This is a genomic window from Flavobacterium fluviatile (assembly GCF_010645065.1).
Lineage (GTDB): Bacteria > Bacteroidota > Bacteroidia > Flavobacteriales > Flavobacteriaceae > Flavobacterium > Flavobacterium fluviatile.
This window is the reverse complement of record NZ_JAADZW010000010.1, coordinates 133,927-157,588: the sequence shown is the minus strand read 5'-3', so window position 1 is coordinate 157,588 and position 23,662 is coordinate 133,927. Positions and strand designations below refer to the sequence as shown.

General features: G+C 35.4%; 24 protein-coding genes. 13 read left to right on the top strand and 11 right to left on the bottom strand.

Annotation, left to right across the window (positions count from 1 at the left end):
- Window positions 1-70: 70 nt before the first annotated feature.
- Entirely contained in the window at window positions 71-793 is a 723-nt protein-coding gene (locus tag GXM17_RS12380) for a rhomboid family intramembrane serine protease (protein WP_163399646.1), read from the bottom strand.
- A gap of 228 nt (window positions 794-1,021) precedes the next feature.
- Here GXM17_RS12380 and GXM17_RS12375 point away from each other — a divergent pair, with 228 nt between their 5' ends.
- Window positions 1,022-2,299, top strand: a complete 1,278-nt coding sequence (locus tag GXM17_RS12375) for a replication-associated recombination protein A (protein WP_163399645.1) — start codon at window positions 1,022-1,024, stop codon at window positions 2,297-2,299.
- Between the two features lie 12 nt (window positions 2,300-2,311).
- Here GXM17_RS12375 and GXM17_RS12370 read toward each other — a convergent pair whose 3' ends face one another.
- Genes GXM17_RS12370 through radC form a run of 3 tightly spaced genes read right to left on the bottom strand, consistent with a single transcriptional unit; the run spans window position 2,312 to window position 4,464 of the window.
- Window positions 2,312-3,082 carry a hypothetical protein gene (locus GXM17_RS12370; RefSeq protein ID WP_163399644.1) on the bottom strand — a complete coding sequence of 257 codons (771 nt, stop codon included), beginning with the start codon at window positions 3,080-3,082 and terminating at the stop codon, window positions 2,312-2,314.
- A 2-nt stretch (window positions 3,083-3,084) separates the two neighbouring features.
- Window positions 3,085-3,771, bottom strand: a complete 687-nt coding sequence (locus tag GXM17_RS12365; protein ID WP_163399643.1) for a YjjG family noncanonical pyrimidine nucleotidase — start codon at window positions 3,769-3,771, stop codon at window positions 3,085-3,087.
- 3 nt (window positions 3,772-3,774) lie between these two features.
- Window positions 3,775-4,464, bottom strand: a complete 690-nt coding sequence (radC, locus tag GXM17_RS12360) for a RadC family protein (protein WP_163399642.1) — start codon at window positions 4,462-4,464, stop codon at window positions 3,775-3,777.
- A 113-nt stretch (window positions 4,465-4,577) separates the two neighbouring features.
- On the opposite strand from radC, the gene GXM17_RS12355 reads away from it, so the two are divergent.
- Window positions 4,578-5,213, top strand: coding sequence for a DUF1287 domain-containing protein (locus GXM17_RS12355; protein WP_163399641.1), 636 nt, complete (start codon window positions 4,578-4,580; stop codon window positions 5,211-5,213).
- A 94-nt stretch (window positions 5,214-5,307) separates the two neighbouring features.
- On the opposite strand, the gene GXM17_RS12350 is transcribed toward GXM17_RS12355, so the two are convergent.
- The 7 genes from GXM17_RS12350 to hpt form a co-directional block, all read right to left on the bottom strand.
- On the bottom strand, window positions 5,308-6,663 hold the full coding sequence (locus GXM17_RS12350; RefSeq protein WP_163399640.1) for a UDP-N-acetylmuramate--L-alanine ligase: 1,356 nt from the start codon (window positions 6,661-6,663) through the stop codon (window positions 5,308-5,310).
- Between the two features lie 64 nt (window positions 6,664-6,727).
- Window positions 6,728-7,420: a tetratricopeptide repeat protein gene (locus GXM17_RS12345; RefSeq protein ID WP_163399639.1), complete on the bottom strand. Its 693-nt coding sequence runs from the start codon at window positions 7,418-7,420 to the stop codon at window positions 6,728-6,730.
- Window positions 7,421-7,615: 195 nt separating this feature from the next.
- Entirely contained in the window at window positions 7,616-9,760 is a 2,145-nt protein-coding gene (locus tag GXM17_RS12340) for a S46 family peptidase (RefSeq protein WP_163399638.1), read from the bottom strand.
- Between the two features lie 182 nt (window positions 9,761-9,942).
- Window positions 9,943-10,944, bottom strand: a complete 1,002-nt coding sequence (obgE, locus tag GXM17_RS12335; protein WP_163399637.1) for a GTPase ObgE — start codon at window positions 10,942-10,944, stop codon at window positions 9,943-9,945.
- A 101-nt stretch (window positions 10,945-11,045) separates the two neighbouring features.
- Complete coding sequence (locus GXM17_RS12330) at window positions 11,046-12,320, bottom strand: hemolysin family protein (protein WP_163399636.1); 1,275 nt, start codon at window positions 12,318-12,320, stop codon at window positions 11,046-11,048.
- Between the two features lie 202 nt (window positions 12,321-12,522).
- A complete protein-coding gene (locus GXM17_RS12325) occupies window positions 12,523-13,095 on the bottom strand; it encodes an adenylate kinase (protein ID WP_163394005.1) in 573 nt (190 codons plus the stop codon).
- A 71-nt stretch (window positions 13,096-13,166) separates the two neighbouring features.
- Window positions 13,167-13,697, bottom strand: coding sequence for a hypoxanthine phosphoribosyltransferase (gene hpt, locus GXM17_RS12320; protein WP_163399635.1), 531 nt, complete (start codon window positions 13,695-13,697; stop codon window positions 13,167-13,169).
- A 183-nt stretch (window positions 13,698-13,880) separates the two neighbouring features.
- On the opposite strand from hpt, the gene GXM17_RS12315 reads away from it, so the two are divergent.
- From GXM17_RS12315 to GXM17_RS12265, 11 genes are all read left to right on the top strand, one after another.
- Window positions 13,881-15,158, top strand: a complete 1,278-nt coding sequence (locus tag GXM17_RS12315) for a PQQ-dependent sugar dehydrogenase (protein WP_163399634.1) — start codon at window positions 13,881-13,883, stop codon at window positions 15,156-15,158.
- A gap of 218 nt (window positions 15,159-15,376) precedes the next feature.
- Window positions 15,377-17,473, top strand: coding sequence for a TonB-dependent receptor (locus GXM17_RS12310; RefSeq protein ID WP_163399633.1), 2,097 nt, complete (start codon window positions 15,377-15,379; stop codon window positions 17,471-17,473).
- A 26-nt stretch (window positions 17,474-17,499) separates the two neighbouring features.
- Window positions 17,500-18,051, top strand: a complete 552-nt coding sequence (locus GXM17_RS12305) for a hypothetical protein (protein WP_163399632.1) — start codon at window positions 17,500-17,502, stop codon at window positions 18,049-18,051.
- A gap of 154 nt (window positions 18,052-18,205) precedes the next feature.
- Complete coding sequence (locus GXM17_RS12300) at window positions 18,206-18,454, top strand: DUF6364 family protein (RefSeq protein WP_163399631.1); 249 nt, start codon at window positions 18,206-18,208, stop codon at window positions 18,452-18,454.
- Entirely contained in the window at window positions 18,444-18,863 is a 420-nt protein-coding gene (locus tag GXM17_RS12295; RefSeq protein ID WP_163399630.1) for a type II toxin-antitoxin system VapC family toxin, read from the top strand. The genes GXM17_RS12300 and GXM17_RS12295 overlap by 11 nt, the downstream gene beginning before the upstream one ends.
- Window positions 18,864-18,868: 5 nt before the next feature.
- Window positions 18,869-20,023 carry a 5-(carboxyamino)imidazole ribonucleotide synthase gene (locus GXM17_RS12290; protein WP_163399629.1) on the top strand — a complete coding sequence of 385 codons (1,155 nt, stop codon included), beginning with the start codon at window positions 18,869-18,871 and terminating at the stop codon, window positions 20,021-20,023.
- A 62-nt stretch (window positions 20,024-20,085) separates the two neighbouring features.
- Window positions 20,086-20,304: a hypothetical protein gene (locus GXM17_RS12285; RefSeq protein ID WP_163399628.1), complete on the top strand. Its 219-nt coding sequence runs from the start codon at window positions 20,086-20,088 to the stop codon at window positions 20,302-20,304.
- 76 nt (window positions 20,305-20,380) lie between these two features.
- Window positions 20,381-20,866, top strand: a complete 486-nt coding sequence (gene purE, locus GXM17_RS12280) for a 5-(carboxyamino)imidazole ribonucleotide mutase (RefSeq protein WP_163399627.1) — start codon at window positions 20,381-20,383, stop codon at window positions 20,864-20,866.
- Between the two features lie 181 nt (window positions 20,867-21,047).
- A complete protein-coding gene (locus tag GXM17_RS12275) occupies window positions 21,048-21,275 on the top strand; it encodes a hypothetical protein (RefSeq protein ID WP_163399626.1) in 228 nt (75 codons plus the stop codon).
- Window positions 21,275-21,562 carry a type II toxin-antitoxin system RelE/ParE family toxin gene (locus tag GXM17_RS12270; RefSeq protein ID WP_163399625.1) on the top strand — a complete coding sequence of 96 codons (288 nt, stop codon included), beginning with the start codon at window positions 21,275-21,277 and terminating at the stop codon, window positions 21,560-21,562. The genes GXM17_RS12275 and GXM17_RS12270 overlap by 1 nt, the downstream gene beginning before the upstream one ends.
- A gap of 55 nt (window positions 21,563-21,617) precedes the next feature.
- Window positions 21,618-23,645: a M3 family metallopeptidase gene (locus GXM17_RS12265; RefSeq protein WP_163399624.1), complete on the top strand. Its 2,028-nt coding sequence runs from the start codon at window positions 21,618-21,620 to the stop codon at window positions 23,643-23,645.
- Window positions 23,646-23,662 lie beyond the last annotated feature (17 nt).

The following is a 23,662-nucleotide window of genomic DNA, read 5'->3' as shown; positions in this document are numbered from 1 at the left end:
ATTGGTTCGCAAAACAAATTTACTTAACCTCTGCTTTGTTTTTTTATGCTATCCCAACTAGCAACTTGAATTAATTAACTAAAACATCAGAAACAAAATAAGCTGAAATAATATCTTCTTCTTGTTTTTCAGTATTTACAAAATTACCATTTTCATCAAAGTGCTTCATAAAAGCATCTTGTGAAGGATCAAAATCGGGCCTTTGCCAATCATATACAACTGGTTTTGTAAATTCAGGAGTTTTATAAAACAAGGATACTCCAGAGCCTGTTATGAAGCCGGCTAAATGTCCTTCCCAAGAAATATTTTGATCTACATCCGGAAAAACGTACCAAATCATTCCTCCATAAAATAAAACCACAGCAAAAGAAAGTGCTACTAACCTGTAATATCTGGATTGAATTCCTTTGAAAAACATAAAACTTACCAAAACATAAATCAGACTACTTGCTCCAATATGATAATTTTCCCTGCCAATAATCCAGGTTATCAAACCGGAAAATAAAATTCCGAATCCTATAACTGCAAAAGATTGCTTTGGATAAAAAAACTGTAATGCCGCCTGTAAAACCAACAAAGGAATCGAATTATTATATAAATGTTCTAAGTTTTCATGAATAAAGGGACTGAACAAAATGCCTTGTAAACCTGAAAAATCACGAGGATATATTCCGTATTTATAAAAATCAAAATCAAACCGGATCTGGATCCAATAGACAATCCAAAGTAAAAGAACAAAGAATACCGGAAGCCCAATAACAGCGGTTGAAAATTTAAAATGGTTATCGTTCATTTTTTAATTGAATTTAATAAACGTCCATCAAAAAACTATCCAATTACAATTTTACTGATAATTTGTCAGCAAAACAGAAATATCCCAGTCTACGATTTATAGCCCTGATGGAAGCGGCATCCTTTTTTGGTCTCGTTTTTTTTTTACGAGACCAAAAAAGATATAGCGTACAGCAGGAATTAGCTCCTAAAAAATTAGAATTAAAATTGAAACTCGTAATTTTGTAAAATGGAAGCACCTTTAGCAGAACGCATTCGGCCACAGAAATTAGAAGACTACATCAGTCAAAGTCATTTAGTTGGTTCAAACGGTTCCCTGACACAACAAATTTCAAAGGGAATTATTCCGTCGTTAATTTTCTGGGGACCACCCGGAACAGGAAAAACTACCCTGGCACAAATTATTGCACAGGAATCCAAACGTCCTTTTTATATTTTAAGTGCCATAAATTCAGGTGTGAAAGACATTCGCGATGTGATTGAAAAAGCAAAACAAAGCGGAGGACTTTTTACAGCTAAAAATCCGATTTTGTTTATTGATGAGATCCATCGTTTTAGTAAATCGCAGCAGGATTCTCTTTTGGCAGCTGTAGAAAAAGGCTGGATCACATTAATTGGCGCTACTACTGAAAATCCAAGTTTTGAAGTGATTCCGGCATTATTATCGCGTTGTCAGGTTTATATTTTAAATGCTTTTACGAAATCTGATTTAGAAGCATTATTGCATCGTGCAATAAAAACCGATAAAGAATTAGTGTCTAAAAATATTATTCTGAAAGAAACAGAGGCTCTGATCAGATTATCTGGCGGAGACGGCCGAAAACTATTAAACATTTTTGAATTGGTCGTTAACGCTTCTGCCAGTGATAAAATCATAATTACAAACGATCGTGTTCTTGAACTTGTGCAGCAAAACACGGTTTTGTATGACAAGACTGGTGAACAGCATTATGACATTGTTTCTGCTTTTATAAAATCAATAAGAGGAAGCGATCCTAATGGTGCTGTATACTGGTTAGCCAGAATGATAGAGGGCGGCGAAGATGTAAAATTCATTGCCCGTAGAATGCTGATCCTGTCAAGCGAAGATATTGGAAATGCCAATCCTACGGCTTTTATTATGGCAAATAATACCTTTCAGGCTGTTTCTACTATTGGTTATCCGGAGAGCCGAATTATATTAAGTCAATGTGCAATTTATCTGGCTACTTCCCCAAAAAGTAATGCATCCTATATGGCAATTGGAAATGCTCAGCAACTGGTAAAACAAACAGGTGACCTGCCCGTTCCGATTCATTTGCGTAATGCACCCACAAAATTAATGAAAGAACTGGGCTATGGCGAAGATTACAAATACTCACATGATTATGCCAATAACTTTGCAGAACAGGAGTTTTTACCGGATGCCATAAAAGAAACGGTTCTTTACAATCCAGGTCAGAATTCCAGAGAGAATAGCAACCGTGAATTTTTAAAGAACCGCTGGAAAGATAAATACGGTTATTAAACCAAATGTATATTAGAATTTAACTGAAATCTTCTCAGAAACTAATTTATCATCTTTATAATATTCAAAAAACCACTGATTGTCTTTTGCATTTAAAGTTCCCTGAATGCCGTCTTTGATAGCAATAAATGAATCCGGACGAGATGTTTTCATTAATTTCATAACTACTTTTGGGGTTTTATCAATTAACTGAAAACCTGTTTCTGTTGGTTGAGCATATAACAAATTAGGATCTGACACATCTGCAGCTGGTGTAGCAACCTGCGTAGAAACCGCAGCAGCAACTGCAGGGGTTGCCACAGCAGTAGTTGATGCAGCACCAGAAACTGATGCAACACCAGAAGTTGTTATAGCAGCTTTACCACTATATTTATAATTCAGGCCATATACAGATGTAAAAGCCATATCCAGTGCTTCTCTGTACGCTGTTTCATATTCTTTCTCTTTGCTTCTTCCGGTTTCAGAAGTATAAACCACTTTTCCAAAACAGTCCTTGAACTCTACAAAAAGTTTTGTGACTAAAAAAGCATTATCTTTTTTTACATCTGCATATAAAAGGTCACATCTATTAAGTAATTCTGCCGGAAGCTGATCATTTTCATAATAAGCTTCGAATCCTGCTTTAATTAAATTTGCCTTTGTCATAGTGGACAACCGATAAGGATTGATTCCTTTTGAGAAATCAAATTTAATAGGAACAATTACCGCTTTATAATCATTAATTGACTGTGATAAACCTACAGCAGAAATAAAAAGCATTATTAAAAAAAGTCTGATTTTCATAATTATAAATATTTTTTGAGTTCTAATAAATTATTTATTTGTTTTATATTTTCAGGGGCTACAACCTTTTTATCATTAAAAAAAATAGCGTCCAGACCCGCATTTAAAGCGCCATTCACATCCGCATCAAGACAATCACCAATCATGATACAGTTTTTTTTTGAAGCCTTCGCCAGATTAACAGCATAATCAAAGATAATACTATTTGGCTTTTTTACACCAGCCAGTTCTGAATTTGTAATCGTACTAAAATAACCAGAAAGGGCGGCATTGTTTAATTTTTTATCCTGTACGCCGGCAAAACCATTCGTTATAATATGCAGCCTGTATTTTGGTTTCAGATATTCCAAAACTTCAATTGCACCTTCAAAAAGATGATTGTTGTCTGTCAAAAAGTCAATATAATCATTTGCAATCTGATTGATATCTTCATCGGAAATAATATAATCCAAAGCATCAAAAGAATGCTTCAGCCTGTTATAACGCAATTCCTGATGTGTAATTTTGTCGTTCTGATATAATTTCCAGCAAGCCTGGTTTACTGGAATATACTTTTGAATAAAATCCTGACAATTGATTTCAGGAAATTTACTCTCAAAAATTCGGTTAAAAGCTAATTCTGAATTTCTGTCAAAGTCCCAAAGTGTGTGATCCAGATCAAAAAAGACATCGGTAATATTTGTATTCATAACTCATAAAATTCCTTCATCAGCAAAACTATAATATTTTGTTTCAGTTATAATAAGATGATCCAAAACTTTAACATCTAAGCTATCTCCGGCCTGCTTTATTTTTCTTGTTATGTGCTTGTCAGCATCACTCGGAATTAAACCTCCGGAAGGATGATTGTGGCACAAAATTAAGCCTGTCGCCCCATTTTCCAAAGCCAGCCTGAAGACTAAACGTACGTCTACAATAGTTCCTGAAATACCGCCTTTACTCAATTGCGACTTTAAAATAACTTTATTGGAATTATTCAGAAAAAGCACCCAAAATTCTTCGTGCGGCAGTTCTCCGATAACAGGCTGCATGATTTCAAAAACAATTTTACTGGATGTAATTTTTGACAATTCAACTACATCTTCAGCTCTTCGGCGTCTGCCTAGTTCCAGAGCTGCAATAATTGCAATTGCCTTTGCCTCCCCTATCCCTTTAAAATTGGTTAGTTGCCCCAAAGACATTTTGCCTAAAGAATTCAATGTATCTACACTGGCTAAAATTCTTTTACTCAAAGCAACCGCCGATTCATTACGGCTACCTGAGCCTATCAGAATTGCAATCAATTCGGCATCACTTAAAACACTTTTACCTTTGAGCATTAATTTTTCGCGAGGGCGGTCGTCTTCAGACCAGTTTGTAATTGGGAAATGCGTTGATTCCATTGGGTTTGCATTATTGGATAATTCGACTAAAAGAAAAGTGTTTAAAAATAAGAAAAATCATTCATGAAAAACGATTTATTATTTTGATAATCATTAATTTTAAAACAAAAAGAATGAAATCAATCTGCATCGCATTAACTTTATTAATTATATTTTCCTGCAACCAAAAAGAAACCAATAAGTTAACTTTTACTAGTATCCAAAAAACTACGGTAAAAACTTTTGAAGAAAAATTATCTGAAGCAGCAATTTCTTTAATCGACCCATCTATAACATATGATCCTGCCTATTTTGCCATAAAGTATCCAAACGGTGATATTCCGGAAGGTAAAGGTGTCTGCACAGATGTAGTAATCAGAGCGTATCGAAAGCTGGGAATCGATCTGCAAAAAGAAGTTCATGAAGATATGAATGCTAATTTTCCACTTTATCCTAATTTAAAAAAATGGGGAATGACAAAAACAGATACTAATATCGACCACAGAAGAGTTCCTAACCTTGAGGTTTTCTTTGAAAGAAAAGGAGCAAAATTACCTGTTTCTGAAGATGCAGCAGATTATAAAACAGGGGAAATCGTGACCTGGATGATCAACAACAAACTTCCGCATATCGGAATAGTTACCAGTAAAAAGTCAGATGATGGTAAACGCAACCTAATTGTTCATAATGTTGGAGGCGGACAGGTGTTAGAAGACTGTTTGTTTGAATATAAAATTGTGGGACACTATACATACACAAATTTAAATTAGAGAATCAGATAATGTGTCAATTAGATAATTTAAAAAAAATGCCAACTGCATAGCAATTGGCACATTATCAAATTATCTGAATTAACTAATTAATTTACTCAATTAAAGTCTTAACTTCATCAAAATTCAAACCTCCGTAGTTTCCTGAACTCATCAATAAAAGCGCTGAATTTTCAAGGTCCAAATTGAATAAATATTCTTTGAATTCGGCTGGATTGGTATAAATAATTAAATCTTCTCTATTAAAAGAATTAGCAATTTGTTCGTAAGTTACTTCTTCCAGTTGTTTGATTTTTACTGCATCAGGCGAATAGAATACAACGGCAACGTCTGCGTATTCAAGTGCTCCTTCATATTCTTTTAAAAATTCAGCATTCAGACTGCTGTAGGTATGTAACTCCAAACAAGCTACCAAAGTTCTGTCTGGGTATTGTTCTTTTACTGCTTTTGTAGTGGCTGCTACTTTACTTGGTGAATGTGCAAAATCTTTATAAGCCACTTTTCCTTTTCCTTCGGCAATTTTTTCTAACCGTTTTGATGCACCTTTGAAACTTGCAATTGCTTCGTAGAAATCGGCTTCGTCAACTCCCATATTCTGGCAAATCCATTTGGCTCCGGCTAAATTATTAAGATTGTGTGCTCCAAAAACCTCGATTGGCATATCGCCTTCAGGAGTTTCTAAAAGTGTTACGCCAACACTAACAGTGTAATTTGGCGTATGATAAGGTAATTTACGAATTGGATTTGTTGCTGCTTCTGAAACTCGCTTCACTTCAGGATCATTTTCGTTGTAAACCAGGATTCCGCCATTTGTAATTTTACCAATAAAAATTTCAAACTGCTCCACATAGTTTTCATACGTTGGAAACACATTGATATGATCCCAGGCAATTCCTGAAATCAAAGCAATATTTGGCTGATACAAATGAAACTTCGGACGACGATCGATTGGAGAAGATAAATACTCATCACCTTCCAGAACCATAAAATCATTTTCCTCGGTTAAATGTACCATAGTTTCAAAACCTTCTAACTGTGCTCCTACCATATAATCTACTGCGATATTGTGATAATGCATTACATGCAAAATCATCGAAGTAATGGTCGTTTTTCCGTGAGAACCGCCAATTACAACACGGGTTTTATTTTTAGATTGTTCGTATAAAAATTCCGGATACGAATAAATTTTCAAGCCTAATTCCTGCGCTTTCAATAACTCGGGATTATCTGCTTTTGCATGCATTCCGAGAATAATAGCATCAATATCTGAGGTGATTTTTTCAGGAAACCAGCCCATTTCTGCAGGAAGGATTCCTTTTTTTTCTAATCTTGATTTTGAAGGTTCAAAAATAGCATCATCGCTTCCTGTAACCTGATATCCTTTGTTATGCAATGCTAATGCTAAATTGTGCATCGCACTTCCGCCTATGGCGATGAAATGTGTTTTCATTTAAAATTTCAATTTTTAAGTTCTAAATTCTAATTGATTTCAGAATTCAGTATTAGAGATTTGATTATTTTGAGTCAAACTTTCGTTTTAGTTCATGAGCTTTTTTGGGCTCTTTTAACTTGTTCAAATATAAATTATATAATTTTTGAAATGTAACTTTTGAATTGCCAATTTCATGTGCTTTTTTATAATTTTTTTCTGCCGAATCATATCTTTTAAAATATTCCTCAATTCTTCCTTTGGACAAATAACCGTCAACAGGTGAAATTTTTGCCAGTTCGTTTGAATAAGATATTGCTTTTGATTCACTCCCGCCTAAAATTCCGGGCAGCTGAAGATAAATTTCAATCAGGGCCCAACGTGCCGGAATATGTTTTGGATTGAGAACAATCGCTTTTTCAAACGCTTCTCTCATGTCATCTACCATTCCAAAAGCTTTCAGTTTGTTAACCTCATTGGCTCTCATCGCCAGACAACCACCATATTTATAAAAATAATCAGCCTCGGCGGGTTTTAACTCTTTTAGTTTCTTAAAATATTCTGCCCCTTTCATCCATGATTTCTGATGAGCTGCAATTTCTCCCAAATATTCAAGGGTTTTTATATCTGAAGGTTTAGTTTTTAAAACTCCCTCAAAAAGAGACTGGGCTTCGTTGTATTTTTTGGCATGAAATAACTTTTCGGCTTTTTCAAAATTCGATTGTGACCAAATCAAAATTGGCACAAGCAAAAAAAGAAGCTGCAGAAATTTTCTCATAACTCAAAAATAAGGAATTATAAAATGTATCATTTTGCTTTTAAAGGTAAATTAGTAATTTATATGAATATTATTTATGTTATTACAAAGTAAATCAAACAAAAGTGCTGAATCTCTCCTTAATAAAAATAGAACAACAAAAAACCCGACAGGTTTTAAAACACTGTCGGGTTTAGTTTTATAAATAAATTGAGATTATTTTGTAATTGTCAATTCGTCTATAATATTTTTAGCACCTGCATATTTGTCAATAATCCAAAGCACATAACGAATATCAACGTTGATTGTTCTTTGCAGTTTAGAGTCGAAAATTACGTCTCCTGCCATCGCTTCAATATTTCCGTCAAAAGCAATTCCGATCAATTCTCCTTTTCCGTTAAGAACAGGCGAACCGGAGTTTCCTCCTGTAATATCGTTATCTGTAAGGAAGTTGACTGGCATGTAACCCGCTTTATCTGCATACTGACCGTAATCTTTTGCATTGTTTAATTCTAATAAACGTTTTGGCAAATCAAATTCAGCATCTCCGGCTTTGTATTTTTTCACCATACTAGCCATATCTGTATAATTGTTGATTTTAGCATCATTACGAGAGTCAGTAGGCAATGCACGAACTTTTCCATAAGTCAGTCTCAAAGTAGAGTTGGCGTCCGGATATTTAACTGCATTCAGTTTAGATTCTCTTAAACCTTCCACCAGTAAACGGTAAGCAGTTGCAAAACCGTCATCCGCTTTTGCCTGATCCGGTGTTTTTGCACGGTATTTAGCTAATAAATCAGAAGAGATAATATACAAAGGTTCCAACGGAAGCGCGGCAGGTTTTGGACTTGCCAGGTATTCCAGAACTTTCTCTTTAGAGGCAAAAAAACTGGTTTCAGTTGCTTTTGCTATATCAGCAGTAAAATCACCGTTGTTAGCTGCTTTCATTTTAGCAATTTGTGGAGCTAAACCATATTCGGCCGCTTTTGAAGCGTATAAATTTAATTGTGCTGTCAATACCTCTTTTTCTAAGGGAGCATAAAACTCACCGTAAATATCTTCAACCATGGCGTTGATCTTTGGCAGCATTTCTGCTTTTTTAGCATCATTTTCTTTAGAATATGCAATTAACGCATTTCCTAAATTTGCCGGTGCTGTTGCAAGAGCAGAAGTACGCAGCAGCTGTATCAGATAATTATCGTGAGTGGCTTTTAAATTCGTCTCTCTATAGTAATCATTGATTGTTGGAATTATATTTTCATACTTTTCTTTGTTAGCAGGTTTACTTGCCCATTCGTAGAATTTATCTTCCTGTGCCGCTTTTATATCTACTGTTCCTGCTTTTGTTAAAGCATCGATCATCCCCTGACGGTTTTTCCAGTAATTGGCAGTCGATGCATATTTAGATGCATATTGTAAACGAACTGTAGCATCTTTATCCATATACTTTTTCATCACATCCATTCCGGTTTTTGCACCTTCAACCCAGGCAGGATAAGCATATTTTATATTTTGTTCGATTCCTCCGGCAGGCATCCAACGATTTGTTCTACCCGGATAACCCAAGATTATAGCAAAATCATTTTCTTTTACTCCTTTAATACTTACAGGTAAATAGTGTTTTGGCTGTAAAGGCACATTGTCTTTAGAGTATTCTGCCGGATTACCATCTTTGTCAGCATAAACCCTAAACATTGAGAAATCTCCTGTTTGACGAGGCCATTCCCAGTTGTCAGTGTCTCCTCCAAATTTACCTACGCTTTCAGGCGGCGTTCCTACTAAACGAACATCTTTATAATCCTGATAAACGAAATAATAGTATTCATTTCCCTGAAAGAAAGGACGAACGGAAACCGTATATTTTCCGCCTTCGTTATTTTCTTTTTCGATCAGAGCAATTTCCTGCTGAATAATTTTGTTTCTTTCGGTTTCTGTCATTGAAGCATTTACTTTTGACAAAATTCTTTTGGAAACATCATCCATACGCACAAAGAAACGAACGTACAACGACTTTGGCTTTAACTCGGCACTTTTTTCTTTTGCCCAAAAACCGTCCTTCAGATAATTTTGCTCAGCAGTTGAAAGTTCTGCAATTGCGTCGTAACCACAGTGGTGATTGGTTAAAACCAAACCACTTTTAGAAACGATTTCAGCAGTACAACCACCGTTAAACTGTACAATGGCATCTTTTAAACTGTGGTGATTGATGCTGTAGATTTCTTCCGCTGTCAGTTGCAGACCCATTTTCTGCATGTCTCTATGGTTTAATCTTTCGATAAACATTAAGAACCACATACCTTCGTCGGCTCTTACAGGAAATGCCATTAGGCACATCGTTAAAAATAAGACTATTCTTTTCATCATAACATTTTGAATTAGTGATGCGAAGATAATTCATTTTCACAATCATAACACTCAATTTACATTGAAAATCAAATTTAGAAGTCTCTTTTTTATTGATTTTTTGCGGATTTAACATTTTATTACAAACAAAAAAGATGTCCTGCAGTACAGAACACCTTTATATAAAATTCAATATTATTTTACTCATTAAGCATTTTCCAAAGTCTGTCTTTCAAATCGGTCAGACCTTGCTGCGCAACAGATGAAATAAACATATAGGGAACATCTTTAAAGGACACATCCAATTCGGCTTTGAGCTCAGCTTTTAGCTCATCATCCAGCATGTCGCATTTTGAGATTACCAAAAGACGCTCTTTGTCCAGCATTTCTGGATTATACTTCGTCAGCTCATTAACCAGTATATCATATTCAGCTCTAATATCCGGTGTATCAACCGGAACTAAAAACAGCAAAGTTGAATTACGCTCAATATGACGCAGAAAATAATGCCCAAGCCCTTTTCCTTCTGCAGCTCCTTCAATAATTCCCGGAATATCTGCAATTACAAATGACTGAAAATCCCTGTATGCTACAATTCCTAAATTTGGTTTTAAAGTCGTAAAAGGATAATCGGCAATTTTTGGTTTTGCAGAAGTCAGTACAGATAATAATGTCGATTTTCCTGCATTTGGAAAACCAACCAGCCCAACATCAGCCAGAACTTTAAGTTCCAGAATCACATCCATTTCTACACCCGGCAAACCTGGCTGTGCATAACGAGGTGTTTGATTTGTTGAACTTCTAAAATGCCAGTTTCCCAAACCACCTTTTCCCCCTTTTGAAAGAATTCTTTTTTCACCGTCTTCGGTAATTTCGAACAAGGTTTCTCCTGTTTCTTTATCTTTTACAACAGTACCCAAAGGCACTTCGATAAATTTATCTTCACCATCAGCACCGGTACTGCGATCACCTCCTCCGTCTCCACCGTGTCCGGCTTTAATATGACGTGCAAACTTCAAATGAAATAACGTCCAGAGCCCTTTATTTCCTACTAAATACACATGTCCTCCCCGACCACCGTCTCCTCCGTCCGGACCTCCTTTTTCAATAAATTTCTCCCTATGTAAATGCGTAGATCCCTTTCCTCCTTTTCCGGAAGAAACGTATATCTTAACGTAATCTACAAAATTTCCTTCTGTCATTTTTTTTCTTTATGTAAAGTTTCAGGTTTCAGGTTTCAGGTTCCAGGTTATGCGTTGCGCAACTTGAAACTGTAGACTTTAAACGTGAAACAAAATTTTCTCTACTCTTTTAAAGCTTTCACAAGCACTTTGTCAATCTTCACACCGTCCATATCGACAACTTCCAACACGAATTTTTGCCAGATTAACTTTTCTCCTACTTTTGGAATATGTGAAAGTTCAGTCATAATCATTCCGCTTACGGTGTTAACTTCGTAATCGTTTGTAAGTTCGTCTAATTCGAAATACGTTAAAAAATCGTGTAATGAATAATGTCCGTCAACCAGCCAGGACCCATCTTCCCTTTCTACAAGCTGAAATTCGTCTTTGTAAAATTCAGATGCGTCACCAACCAGGGCTTCAAGAATATCGTTCAGCGTAATCATTCCCTGAAAAACGCCATATTCATCTGAAACTAATGCATAATGAACGCCTGTTTTTTTGAAATTTTCCAGCGCTTTGTAAGCAGTGGTCTGTTCCATTAAATAAGGTGCTTCGGTCATGATCGTAGCAAGATCAAAATTATCATTTTCGATATTGGCAAAAATATTTTTTAAGGTTACAACTCCCACGATATCATCATAATTGTTATTGTAAACCGGATAAACTGCATGCAAATCCTGAACCACCAACTCTTTGATTTTGGTCTTATCAGTATTTAACGGCAGCATATCTACTGATTTTCGGTGTGTCATTAACGAACTTACTTTACGGTCTCCAATGTGAAATACACGTTCCACGATGTCCTGCTCAATTTCCTGAACTTCGCCTACTTCGGTTCCTTCTTTGATGATGGCTTTAATTTCTTCTTCGGTCACTTTTCCGTCGGCAGTTGGTTTTATCTGAAGGATATTCAATAAAAAATCGGTTGACGAGGTAAGAAGCCAGATAAATGGTGCCGTGATAATTGAAATCACTTTCATTGGCATAGCCACCATTTTGGCAATGGATTCAGGATAATTTAAACCAATTCTTTTTGGCAGTAACTCTCCCAAAACCAATGAGAAAAAAGTTAATACAACTACCACAATTCCAACTGCAACTGAATTAGCATACGGTTTTAGAACTTCAAATCCGCTGACAAAAACCTGAACATCAGATGTGATTTTATCCCCGGAATAAATACCCGTCAAAATTCCGATTAAGGTGATTCCGATTTGTACAGTTGACAAAAATTTGTTTGGGGAATTGGCCAAATCAAGTGCTGTTTTAGCACTTTTATTTCCTTTTTTAGCAGCAGTTTCAAGTCTGTTTTTTCTAGCCGAAATCAATGCAATTTCTGACATCGAGAAAACTCCGTTTAACAGTATTAGAAAAAATATTATTAGTATTTCCAATTTGTGGCTTGTTCGTTATATAATAGTCGTTAATGTAATTTGTAACCCTGATCGTGTTATAGCCCAGATGGAAGAGAAAAGCCCGGAGGTAAAAAAACTAATTTTTCCTGCCAGAAAACAGCGACCGGAGGAAGCTCGTTTTATGGTTTGGAAAAATAGTTTTTTTTAGCGAGGACTTGTAACGTACAGCTGGGAAAAGCTTCTACAAATTATCTATAACTGACGTTAATCTTTCTGTAATTTCTTCAATTGTTCCGATACCGTTTACGGCATGAAATTTATTCTGCTCTTTGTAATATCCAATTAACGGAGCTGTTTTTTCGTTGTACTCCTGATATCTCACCCGAATTTTATCTTCGTCCTGATCGTCAGCTCTTCCACTTGTTTTACCTCTTTCAAGCAAACGGGCTACCAAAATTTCATCATCAGCTTCTAAAGCAATTGTAGCGGTAACTTTTGAACCAATTGTTGGCAAAAATTTATCTAAAGCCTCCGCCTGATTGATTGTTCTTGGGTATCCGTCAAATAAAAATCCGGCAGTATCAGGATGTTTTTTTACTTCATCAATTAACATTTCGGTAGTTAATTCGCAAGGAACCAATTCTCCATTGTCCATAAAACCTCTTGCTTTTTTACCTAATTCAGTATCATTTTTTAAATTGAAACGAAAAATATCTCCTGTTGAAAGGTGTGTTAAATTGTATTTTTCTTTTAAAAATTCTGCCTGAGTTCCTTTTCCTGCTCCAGGCTTTCCAAATAAAACGATGTTAATCATAATGAATGTAATTGTTGCGCTTCTTTTTTTAAGAAGTTTAAAATGAATATATAGTTGTGTTTTGTTTATAATTATTCTGCTAACTTATAGATTTCGGGTAAATTTCTCCCTAAGCCATCGTAATCCAGACCGTAGCCTACAATGAATTTGTTTGGAATCCTGATTCCGACATAATCTATTTTGATGTCTTTTTTATAAGCATCCGGTTTAAAAAACAAAGTTGCAATTTTAAAATGCTTTACATTTTGCTCTTTAAACTTCTGTTTTAATTCCTCGATTGTGTTTCCTGTATCGATAATATCTTCAATTATAATAACAGTTCTTCCTGAAAGATCCTGATTGATTCCGATTAATTCTTTAACCGAATTAGTGCTTTGTGTTCCTTCATAAGATGCCATTTTGATGAATGAAACTTCGCATGGACTTTTATATTTTTTTAGAAAGTCTGCTACAACCATAAATGCACCATTTAAAACACCAACAAAAATGGGAGTATCATCTCCAAAATCATCTTCTATCTGCGCCACTATTTTGGATAAAGCAAAATCAATTTCTTTAGCTGAAATAAATGGAACAAATTGTTTATCGTGAAGTTGTATCATTATTTTCTTCTTTAAAATAATGGACAAAGATACAGAATTACTATCAAACAGAATACATCAAAATCGAATGAGAAAATTACTTTTTTACGAATGTTAAATATCAGTTAATATTTACAAATGGTTTTTGCCTGCTATCGTAAATTTAAGTAAATTGTTGTTTCGCAAAAATTTAATATCCAATTTATGAAAACTGCTATACAATTATTATCCCTGGCCTTCTTAACTGTAATGACAGCCTGTAACGGCCAGGTAAAAAAAGAGGAAAAAGAAGCACTTGCAAAACAACCCGGCAATGTGGTAAAAACTGCCATTGGAGCTATTACACTCCCACCTCCCTATGCAACCGAATCTAAAACAATGCACAGCAAAGTCATTGGGTGGCCCGAAGGAAAAACACCAAAAGCGCCAGAAGGTTTTACAGTTACGAAATTTGCAGACGGGTTTGAAAATCCGCGTTGGACTTACATAGCTCCAAATAATGACGTTTTTGTGGTAGAAAGCGGAACAGGAGCCAGCAAAAACCAGATTACAGTTTTGCGTGACAAGGACAAGGACGGAAAATTTGAAACCCGTGAAGTTTTTATTACCGGACTAAACAAACCTTTTGGAATGCTGGTTTTGAAAGACTTTTTCTACGTTGCCAACACTGACGGATTATACCGCTACCCTTATAAAAACAATCCTCTGAAATTAGAGACTAAAGGCGCAAAAATACTTGAACTTCCTGCCGGAGGCTACAACAACCACTGGACAAGAAATTTACTGGCAAGCCCTGACGAAAGTAAGATTTATGTTTCTGTAGGTTCCGGAAGTAATAATGGAGAGAATGGTATGGACAAAGAGATCCGTCGTGCCGCTATCTTAGAAATTAATCCTGATGGTACAGGCGAAAAAATCTACGCTTCGGGACTTAGAAATCCGGTTGGAATGGATTGGAATCCTGCCAATAAAAAGGAACTCTGGACTGCAGTGAACGAACGCGATGAGCTGGGAGACGATTTGGTTCCGGATTATATTACGAGCGTAAAAAGAGACGGCTTCTACGGTTGGCCCTATTCTTATTTCGGAAATATTCCTGATCCGAGAATGAAAGGCCAAAGAAAAGATTTGGTTGAAAAAACAATTGTTCCCGATGTTCCGGTTGGATCGCACACCGCCTCTTTAGGGTTGGCTTTCTACACCAAGGATGATTTCCCTGCTAAATATAAAAATGGGGCTTTTGTAGGTCAGCACGGCTCCTGGAACCGTTCTAAGATTTCTGGTTACAAAGTATTATTTGTTCCTTTTAAAGACGGAAAACCATCAGGTAAACCAGAGGATTTTTTAACAGGATTTATTTCTGATGAAAACAAAGCCGAAGTTTACGGACGTCCGGTTGCGGTAACAGTTATGAATGACGGATCACTTTTGGTAAATGATGATAGCGGAAATACGATTTGGAAGGTTAAGGCGAATAAGTAAATTCCAATCTTATAATTATCGGGATAAATTCCAAATTCCAAACTTTACGCAAATTTTTTAAACACATAGAATCATAGTATTTCTGGAACTTAAAAAAGGCGTTTCACTTTTTTAAAAAACACATAGCTATGTGTATTGTAGAAGTGAAATACCTTTATTCGCATGGCAAAACTATGTTTCTATGTGTTAAAATTACACTCAAAAAACAAACCCTTTGTATGCTTTTTAAAAAATATTGCCTCTTTCTTTTTGTCGTAATTGTTTTCCAAAACACTTTTGCTCAGGAAGAAAAAGGCAAATCTGCTGATGCTGTTCGACCGGAAAAACTCGAAGAAGTTATTATCAGCTCTTTTCATATCAATGACAGTTTACAGAATGCACCGGCTTCAATCGGGATTCTTTCCAAAAAAGATTTATTGCAGAATAACGCAACTGATATTACGAATGTCGTTAATACAATTCCGGGTGTTTTTATGCAGTCTTCGAATTTTACCACAACCCGAATTTCAATTCGCGGTATTGGAGCCAGAACGCCTTATGGGACGAACAAAATAAGGGCTTTTTACGGCAGTATTCCGCTGACTTCGGGAAACAGCGAAACGGTGATTGATGACATTGATTTAGAAAACCTGAACCAGATTGAGATTATTAAAGGCCCCCTTTCCAGTATTTACGGAGCAGGATTAGGCGGAGCAATTTTGATCTCACCTCAGCTTTCAAAAAATAATGGACAAACTGCCGGAATAAGTTCTGTATTTGGTTCTTTTGGATTATTGAAAAACAGTTTGAATTATAGTCTGGATGAAAAAAAATCAAGCCTGAATTTAAGTTATCATAATCTGAAATCCGATGGATGGCGAGAAAACAGTGCTTACAAACGTGAAGGAATTACGCTTGCGGGAGAATTATTCAGAAAACAAAACAGCAAACTTACTTATTTCTCCAATTATACTTATCTGAAAGGCTATATTCCGAGTTCTGTTAACAAAGAGACTTACGATAATAATCCGGAGTCCGGAGCGCCGACCTGGGTGGCTTCAAAAGGTTTTAAAGAGTACAAATCGACTTTGGGCGGACTGGCTTATGATTTCAAAATCAATGACAATCTGAATAATTCGACTTCTGTTTTTATCAATTATAAAGACAGCAATGAACCTCGCCCTTTTGACATTTTACGGCAATATACTTTTGCAACCGGAGCGCGAACGCAGTTTTCAGGAAACTTCGAAATTGGAAAACTGGAAAATCAATTCATTTTCGGAATGGAATATTTTACCGAAAAGTACAACGGTAACACTTTTGAAAATTTATACAAACAAAATAACGGACAAGGAAGCCTTCAGGGAAATCAATTGACAGCAACTGATCAGAGAAGGCATTTTTACAATATTTTTTCGCAAATCCGATCGTTGCTTTCTGAAAAATTCGAGCTTCAGTTTGGTTTAAATTATAATGAAACCCATTTTGAACTCACGAACTTTCTTCCGCAAAAAACCGCAACTGAAAAGTACACCTATGACGGAATCTTTTCGCCACAACTTTCTTTACTGTTCAAACCAAATCAGCAACAAACCCTATATTTTTCAGCAAGCCGTGGATTTTCATTACCCACAACCGAAGAAACTTTAACAAGCAACGGTACCATTAATCCTGATATCAAACCTGAAAACGGATACAACTTTGAAATTGGAGGGAAATTTTACTTTTTCAACAAAAACCTTTATACCGAATTTGCTGCTTACCGAATGGAAATAAAGGATTTATTAGTTGCGAAAAGAATTGGCGATGACCAATATGAAGGTGTGAATGCCGGAAAAACACTGCATGAAGGAATCGAAATTACACTCAAACACAATTGGCAAATGAATTCCTTTTTAAACCTGAACTCTTACATTGGAGGTTCTGTTGGAAAATACGAGTTTAAAGAATTTTTAGATAACGGAAATGATTATTCCGGAAATAAATTAACGGGAGTCCCATCCAATAAAATAAATGCGGGTTTGGTTTTCAATACCCGTTTAGGAATTTACCTGAACGCCGATTATCAATTTGTGGATGAACTTCCGATGAACGATTCGAATTCCGCTTTTTCGGATTCTTATTCCGTCATTAATTTTAAAACCGGTTATCGTTTTGAAATTCTGCAAAATCTCAATACCAATTTGGCTTTTGGCATCAATAATCTGACCAATGAAAAATATGCCTCTCTGATTTTACCAAATGCACTTCCGGTTGGAACTTCATCTCCAAGATATTATTATCCGGGACTTCCTGTAAATTACTATGGAATCATTTCCTTAAATTATTTATTTTAGGGGCTGAATCAAAATTAAACTTAAAAATGCTTTCTGAACTACAGGAAAAACTGAATTATGTAAATGCGTATCGGGAAAGCCGTCTCAAAACGGCACAGGACATTTTAGAAAATCCTGCGCTTTTCGGTGAATTAGTTTCAATCTGTTTTACACCTTCGGACAAAAACAGTCATAAAGCCTGCTGGATTTTAGAGTTTGTATCTTATGAAGAGTTACTTTGGCTGCAGCCGCATCTTGATTTTTTCTGTTCGAATTTGAAGGTTCTGAAAGATGAAAGTTCACTTAGGCCAATTGCAAAAATCGTTCAGCTTTTAGTGAAGTCACATTATAAAAAAGAGAAAAACAAAATCTGTTTATCCGAAGAAAACCTGCAGGATTGCATAGAAGCGAGTTTTGACTGGCTGATTAATGATGCAAAAGTCGCCACAAAGGCCTACTCGATAAGGACATTATATATTTTAGGAAAACAGTACGACTGGATTCATCCTGAACTGAAAATTATTCTTGATAAAGATTTCGGATATCATTCGGCAGCGTATAAAGCCGTTGCAAAAGAAGTTTTGAAGAAAATGAAATGATTTTTTTACCAAATTAAAAGGATTGGAAAGATTTTTTTAGCCACGAATTCACGAATTTATATAATTACAAATTCGTGAATTCGTGGCGGAAAAATTAAATTTGCAATTCGATCAAAATAATTATTTTACGTACATTTGTAAAAACTTTACGTATATGAATACTAAACTCACATTATCTTTAGAAAAAGAAGTTATCGAGCAGGCAAAATCGTATGCTAAAAAAACGGGCAGAAGTTTATCTGAACTGGTTGAGAGTTATTTTAAAAATCTGACCGAAAAAGAAGAAACCTACGATGATATTCATCCAAAAGTTAAAAAACTTATCGGAAGAATTACATTGCCGCCAGATTTTGACGAAGAAAAAGTAAAAGAAGAACACTATAGAGAAAAATATGGCTTTTAAAAATATTTTTCTTGATACCAATATACTAGTTGATATTGTTGCAAATAGATTTCCATTTTCGAAAAATGCGATTTCAATTTTTGATTATTGTCAACGACATAAAATTACTATATATTCTTCATCGCATTCTATTGCAACCATGCATTATATTGCAAAAAAAGTAGTTGATCAAAAAGAGCTGCGTTCTATTATTGAAGATTTACTAGATACAATTTCAATAATAGCCGTGACAGAATCCATTTTAAAAAAAAGCTTAAAATCCAATCATAAAGATTTTGAAGATGCCATTCAAATTACATCAGCTCAATCAATAAATTCAATGGATTGCATTATTACCAGAGATTTGAAAGATTTTAAATTTTCTGAAATCAATGTATTCACACCGGATGAATTTCTTAATACACTATAATAACAATGAATTATTTTTCTTCTGATTTTAAATTAGGAATATTAGGTGGCGGACAATTAGGCAAAATGCTTTTGTTTGACACCAGAAAATTTGACATACAAACTTATGTTCTGGATCCAAGTGACGAAGCGCCCAGTAAAATTGCCTGCAACAAGTTTTTTCAAGGCGATTTAATGGATTATGACACTGTTTACAATTTCGGAAAACAAGTCGATGTTTTGACTTTTGAAATCGAATTGGTAAATCTTGAAGCTTTAACGCAATTAGAAAATGAAGGTTTAAAAGTATATCCATCTCCTAAAACCTTAAAAGGAATTCAGAATAAAGGCGTTCAAAAAGAATTTTACGCTAAAAATGATATTCCAACCGCACCATTCGAAAGATTTGAAAATTTAGATCAACTAAAATCTGCTGTCACATCGAGCGGAGTCGAGATGCCTTTTGTATGGAAATGCACCGAATTTGGTTACGACGGAAATGGTGTAAAAATAGTTCGTCAAGTATCCGATTTAGATACGTTGCCAAATGTAGAATGCATTGCAGAAACTATGGTTCCGTTCAAAAACGAATTGGCAGTAATTGTAGTCAGAAATCCGTCAGGAGAAATGAAAACGTATCCGGTTGTCGAAATGGAATTTCATCCGGAAGCGAATCAAGTGGAGTACGTTATCTGCCCGGCAAGAATCGATGATAAAGTAGCTGAAAAAGCCCGAGCAATCGCTTTACAAGTTTCAGAAAACTTCAATCACGTTGGTCTTTTAGCAGTTGAAATGTTCCAGACGCAGGACGACGAAATTTTGGTAAACGAAGTAGCGCCGCGTCCGCACAATTCCGGTCATTATTCTATTGAAGCCAGTTATACTTCACAATTCGAAAATCATTTACGTGCTATTTTAGATCTTCCACTAGGAAACACAGACAGCAAAGTGGCCGGAATTATGGTCAATTTAGTCGGTGCTGAAGGTTTTTCCGGAAATGTAGTGTATGAAAACATCGAAACCATTTTAGGATGGAATGGCGTTACTCCTCATATTTACGGTAAAAAGCAAACGCGTCCGTTTAGAAAAATGGGTCACGTGACGATTGTAAATGAAGATATGGCGGAAGCGAGAAGAATTGCGCAGGAAGTTAAGAATACGATTAGAGTGATTAGTAATTAGTCCCTAGTAGTTAGTGATTAGTCCTTAGTTGAAGTTTTCTTAACTTAAAACAAACATTAGAAATGGGATTTCTGGATTTTTTTGATTTACTCGATAATACTTCAAAGGCAGGCGGAATTCCAAATTCAATTAAAACATGCGTTGAAAAATTTACCGATAAAAATGAATATCTTGGTGAGAGGATTATAAGCTTTATTGGATTCTTACTTATAATATTGTTCTTAATTGCATTAAGTTTTGGAATTATATTTTTAATTTATAAAGCCATAAAACAATCTTAAACAAACAATATTTATCATTTCAGTTCAATAAACCTGAAACTTTAAACCTGAAACAAAACACAACAAAAAAACACACATGAGCAAAGTAGCTATTATAATGGGAAGCATCTCCGACATGCCCGTCATGCAGGATGCAATCGACATATTAAAACAATTTAATGTAGAAGTTGAAGTAGATATCGTTTCGGCACACAGAACGCCGGAGAAATTATTCGATTTCAGTAAAAACGCACACAATCGCGGAATCTCGGTAATTATTGCCGGTGCAGGCGGTGCGGCTCATTTACCAGGAATGGTGGCTTCTATGTCTCCACTTCCAGTAATTGGAGTTCCTGTAAAATCAAGCAATTCTATTGATGGATGGGATTCTGTTTTATCTATTCTGCAAATGCCGGGCGGAGTTCCTGTTGCGACGGTAGCTTTAAACGGAGCTAAAAATGCCGGTATTTTAGCAGCACAAATCATCGGAAGCCATGACAAAAAAGTTTTGGATACGATTCTTGCTTATAAAGAAGAATTGAAAGCGGCAGTTAATAAAGCGGCTGAAGGTTTAAAGAAATAAGTTAATTCCACAGAGATTCACAAAAATAAACACAAAGCTTCGCAAAGAATAATTTAAAAAAACTTTGCGAAACTCTGTGTTTTTTTTCTTGGTGCATCTTTGTGAAATAGCTCGATTCAAGAATTAACTAATCCTTATAAAAATTTCTAAAAGAAAAACTTAACTTTGAGAAAAAAGTAAAATGAACATTCAAACTTCTAAAATAGAGCTGGCTAAAATTGTTTTAGACATTGATAATCCTGACTTAATTCAGGAAATTGTCGAGTTCATTCGATCTAAAGAAAGTCTTTTAAAAGAACAAAAAAGCAAAATCAATGAGGCTATTTATTCTTTAGATAATAATGAAGGTATTTCACATGATGTTGTTATGGAAGAAACCAAAAATCGTTATTCAAAATACTTTAAATAATGAATGTAATTTGGTCTCCACAAGCTAAACAAGACTTTTGGAACAACATCGATTATCTGGAAGCTGAATGGTCTGAGAAAGTTGCTCGAAATTTCATTGAAAAAGTAAATACCACAATTACACTTTTAAAAAATGACAATGTTTTATTTCTTAAAACAAATTATAAAAGCGTTTATAAAATCGTCATCACCAAACATATTTCACTTTTTTACCGAATCGAAAACAACAACTTAGAATTGCTTCGTTTTTGGAACAACTTTCAAAATTTAGAAAACTTCAAACCATAATTTAAACTTTAAACCTACAAGGTTTTAAAAACCTTGCAGGACAAAAATCTACATCATGAGCATCTTAACACAATATTTCAATACCAAACATAACACTGCACCTTTTTCACAGATAAAAATCGAAGATTATTTTCCGGCTTTTCAGGAAGGAATTGCTTTGGCTAAAGCCGAAATTGATGCAATAGTAAACAATCCGGAAGCACCGACTTTTGAAAACACCATTCTGGCAATGGAATTTTCGGGTGATGTTCTGGATCGTCTTTCGAGTATTTTCTTTAATCTGAATTCGGCAGAAACAAATGATGAAATGCAGAAAATCGCTCAGGAAGTTTCTCCTTTGTTAGCAGAGTTTGGAAACGACATCACATTAAACGCCGAATTATTCGCTAAAATAAAAGCCGTTTATGATCAAAAAGAAAGTCTGAACCTCAACCCGGAACAAACCACACTTTTAGATAAAAAATACAAGAGTTTCTCCAGAAACGGAGCTAATCTTGCCGAAGATAAAAAAGACCGCTTACGCGAAATCGACAAAGAATTATCTAAATTAAGTTTGCAGTTTGGCGAAAATGTTCTGGCAGAAACCAACAACTTCGAACTGCATTTAACGGATGAAAAAGATTTATCTGGTCTTCCGGAAGGAACCATCGAAGCCGCAAGATTATTAGCCAAAAATCAGGAAAAAGAAGGCTGGATTTTTACTTTGGATTATCCAAGTTATGTTCCGTTTTTGACTTATGCTGACAATCGTGAACTGCGCAAAAAAATGGCCATTGCTTTTGGATCAAAAGGTTTCCAAAAGAACGAATTCAACAATGAAGAAAACGTGATAAAAATCGCCAAACTTCGTCATGAAAGAGCGAACTTATTAGGTTATAAAACACACGCTCATTTTGTTCTGGAAGAAAGAATGGCGCAAAGCCCTGAGAAAGTTTTCTCTTTCCTGAATGATTTATTAGCAAAAGCAAAACCTGCAGCTCAAAAAGAATTTGCAGAATTAACCGCTTTCGCAAAAGAGCTGGACGGAATCGAGCAATTAGAAAAATGGGACGGCGCTTATTATTCTGAAAAATTAAAACAACAGCTTTTTAATTTAGACGATGAAAAGCTGAAACCGTATTTTCAGTTAGAAAAAGTTTTAGAAGGTGCTTTTACTGTTGCCAATAAATTATTCGGGTTGACTTTTACCGAAGTTTTCGACATCGACAAATATCATGAAGAAGTGATTACCTATGAAGTTAGAGATGCTGAAAATAATTTAGTTTCGATTTTCTATGCTGATTTCTTCCCAAGAAAAGGAAAAAGAAACGGTGCCTGGATGACTTCATTCAAATCACAATATGTAAAAGACGGCGTAAACGAAAGACCACATATTTCGAACGTTTGCAACTTTACAAAACCAACAGAAACAAAACCTTCATTATTGACTTTTAATGAAGTAACGACTTTATTCCACGAATTCGGTCACGGGTTACACGGAATGCTGGCAAACACAACATACCCGAGTTTATCCGGAACCTCTGTATTCTGGGATTTCGTAGAATTACCAAGTCAGATTATGGAAAACTGGTGTTACGAGCCCGAAGCTTTGGCTTTGTTTGCCAATCATTATGAAACAGGAGAAATTATTCCGATTGAATATGTACAGAAGATCAAGGAAAGTGCGAGTTTTCAGGAAGGTTTGGCAACTCTGCGTCAGTTAAGTTTTGGACTTTTAGACATGGCGTGGCACGGGCAGGATCCGACCACAATTACTGATTTAAAAGCATTCGAAACAGCACAATTTGCTAACACACAATTATATCCGGATGTAAAAGAAAATGCTATGAGTACCGCTTTTTCACATATTTTTCAGGGTGGATATTCATCGGGATATTACAGCTACAAATGGGCTGAAGTTTTGGATGCTGATGCCTTTGAATATTTTCAGGAAAATGGAATTTTTAATGAAGAAATTGCAAAAAAATTCAAAGACAATGTACTTTCAAAAGGAGGAACAGATCATCCTATGACTTTGTACAAGCGTTTTAGAGGTCAGGAACCAAAACCTGAAGCTTTACTGAAGAGAGCGGGATTGCTGTAGATTTTTTTATATTTTTA

Excerpts from the sequence above, each read along its gene's own strand:
- GXM17_RS12380 (WP_163399646.1), bottom strand. The coding sequence starts at position 793 with ATGAACGATAACCATTTTAAATTTTCAACCGCTGTTATTGGGCTTCCG.
- GXM17_RS12375 (WP_163399645.1), top strand. The coding sequence starts at position 1,022 with ATGGAAGCACCTTTAGCAGAACGCATTCGGCCACAGAAATTAGAAGAC.
- GXM17_RS12370 (WP_163399644.1), bottom strand. The coding sequence starts at position 3,082 with ATGAAAATCAGACTTTTTTTAATAATGCTTTTTATTTCTGCTGTAGGT.
- GXM17_RS12365 (WP_163399643.1), bottom strand. The coding sequence starts at position 3,771 with ATGAATACAAATATTACCGATGTCTTTTTTGATCTGGATCACACACTT.
- radC (WP_163399642.1), bottom strand. The coding sequence starts at position 4,464 with ATGGAATCAACGCATTTCCCAATTACAAACTGGTCTGAAGACGACCGC.
- GXM17_RS12355 (WP_163399641.1), top strand. The coding sequence starts at position 4,578 with ATGAAATCAATCTGCATCGCATTAACTTTATTAATTATATTTTCCTGC.
- GXM17_RS12350 (WP_163399640.1), bottom strand. The coding sequence starts at position 6,663 with ATGAAAACACATTTCATCGCCATAGGCGGAAGTGCGATGCACAATTTA.
- GXM17_RS12345 (WP_163399639.1), bottom strand. The coding sequence starts at position 7,420 with ATGAGAAAATTTCTGCAGCTTCTTTTTTTGCTTGTGCCAATTTTGATT.
- GXM17_RS12340 (WP_163399638.1), bottom strand. The coding sequence starts at position 9,760 with ATGAAAAGAATAGTCTTATTTTTAACGATGTGCCTAATGGCATTTCCT.
- obgE (WP_163399637.1), bottom strand. The coding sequence starts at position 10,944 with ATGACAGAAGGAAATTTTGTAGATTACGTTAAGATATACGTTTCTTCC.
- GXM17_RS12325 (WP_163394005.1), bottom strand. The coding sequence starts at position 13,095 with ATGATTAACATCGTTTTATTTGGAAAGCCTGGAGCAGGAAAAGGAACT.
- hpt (WP_163399635.1), bottom strand. The coding sequence starts at position 13,697 with ATGATACAACTTCACGATAAACAATTTGTTCCATTTATTTCAGCTAAA.
- GXM17_RS12315 (WP_163399634.1), top strand. The coding sequence starts at position 13,881 with ATGAAAACTGCTATACAATTATTATCCCTGGCCTTCTTAACTGTAATG.
- GXM17_RS12310 (WP_163399633.1), top strand. The coding sequence starts at position 15,377 with ATGCTTTTTAAAAAATATTGCCTCTTTCTTTTTGTCGTAATTGTTTTC.
- GXM17_RS12305 (WP_163399632.1), top strand. The coding sequence starts at position 17,500 with ATGCTTTCTGAACTACAGGAAAAACTGAATTATGTAAATGCGTATCGG.
- GXM17_RS12300 (WP_163399631.1), top strand. The coding sequence starts at position 18,206 with ATGAATACTAAACTCACATTATCTTTAGAAAAAGAAGTTATCGAGCAG.
- GXM17_RS12295 (WP_163399630.1), top strand. The coding sequence starts at position 18,444 with ATGGCTTTTAAAAATATTTTTCTTGATACCAATATACTAGTTGATATT.
- GXM17_RS12290 (WP_163399629.1), top strand. The coding sequence starts at position 18,869 with ATGAATTATTTTTCTTCTGATTTTAAATTAGGAATATTAGGTGGCGGA.
- GXM17_RS12285 (WP_163399628.1), top strand. The coding sequence starts at position 20,086 with ATGGGATTTCTGGATTTTTTTGATTTACTCGATAATACTTCAAAGGCA.
- purE (WP_163399627.1), top strand. The coding sequence starts at position 20,381 with ATGAGCAAAGTAGCTATTATAATGGGAAGCATCTCCGACATGCCCGTC.
- GXM17_RS12275 (WP_163399626.1), top strand. The coding sequence starts at position 21,048 with ATGAACATTCAAACTTCTAAAATAGAGCTGGCTAAAATTGTTTTAGAC.
- GXM17_RS12270 (WP_163399625.1), top strand. The coding sequence starts at position 21,275 with ATGAATGTAATTTGGTCTCCACAAGCTAAACAAGACTTTTGGAACAAC.
- GXM17_RS12265 (WP_163399624.1), top strand. The coding sequence starts at position 21,618 with ATGAGCATCTTAACACAATATTTCAATACCAAACATAACACTGCACCT.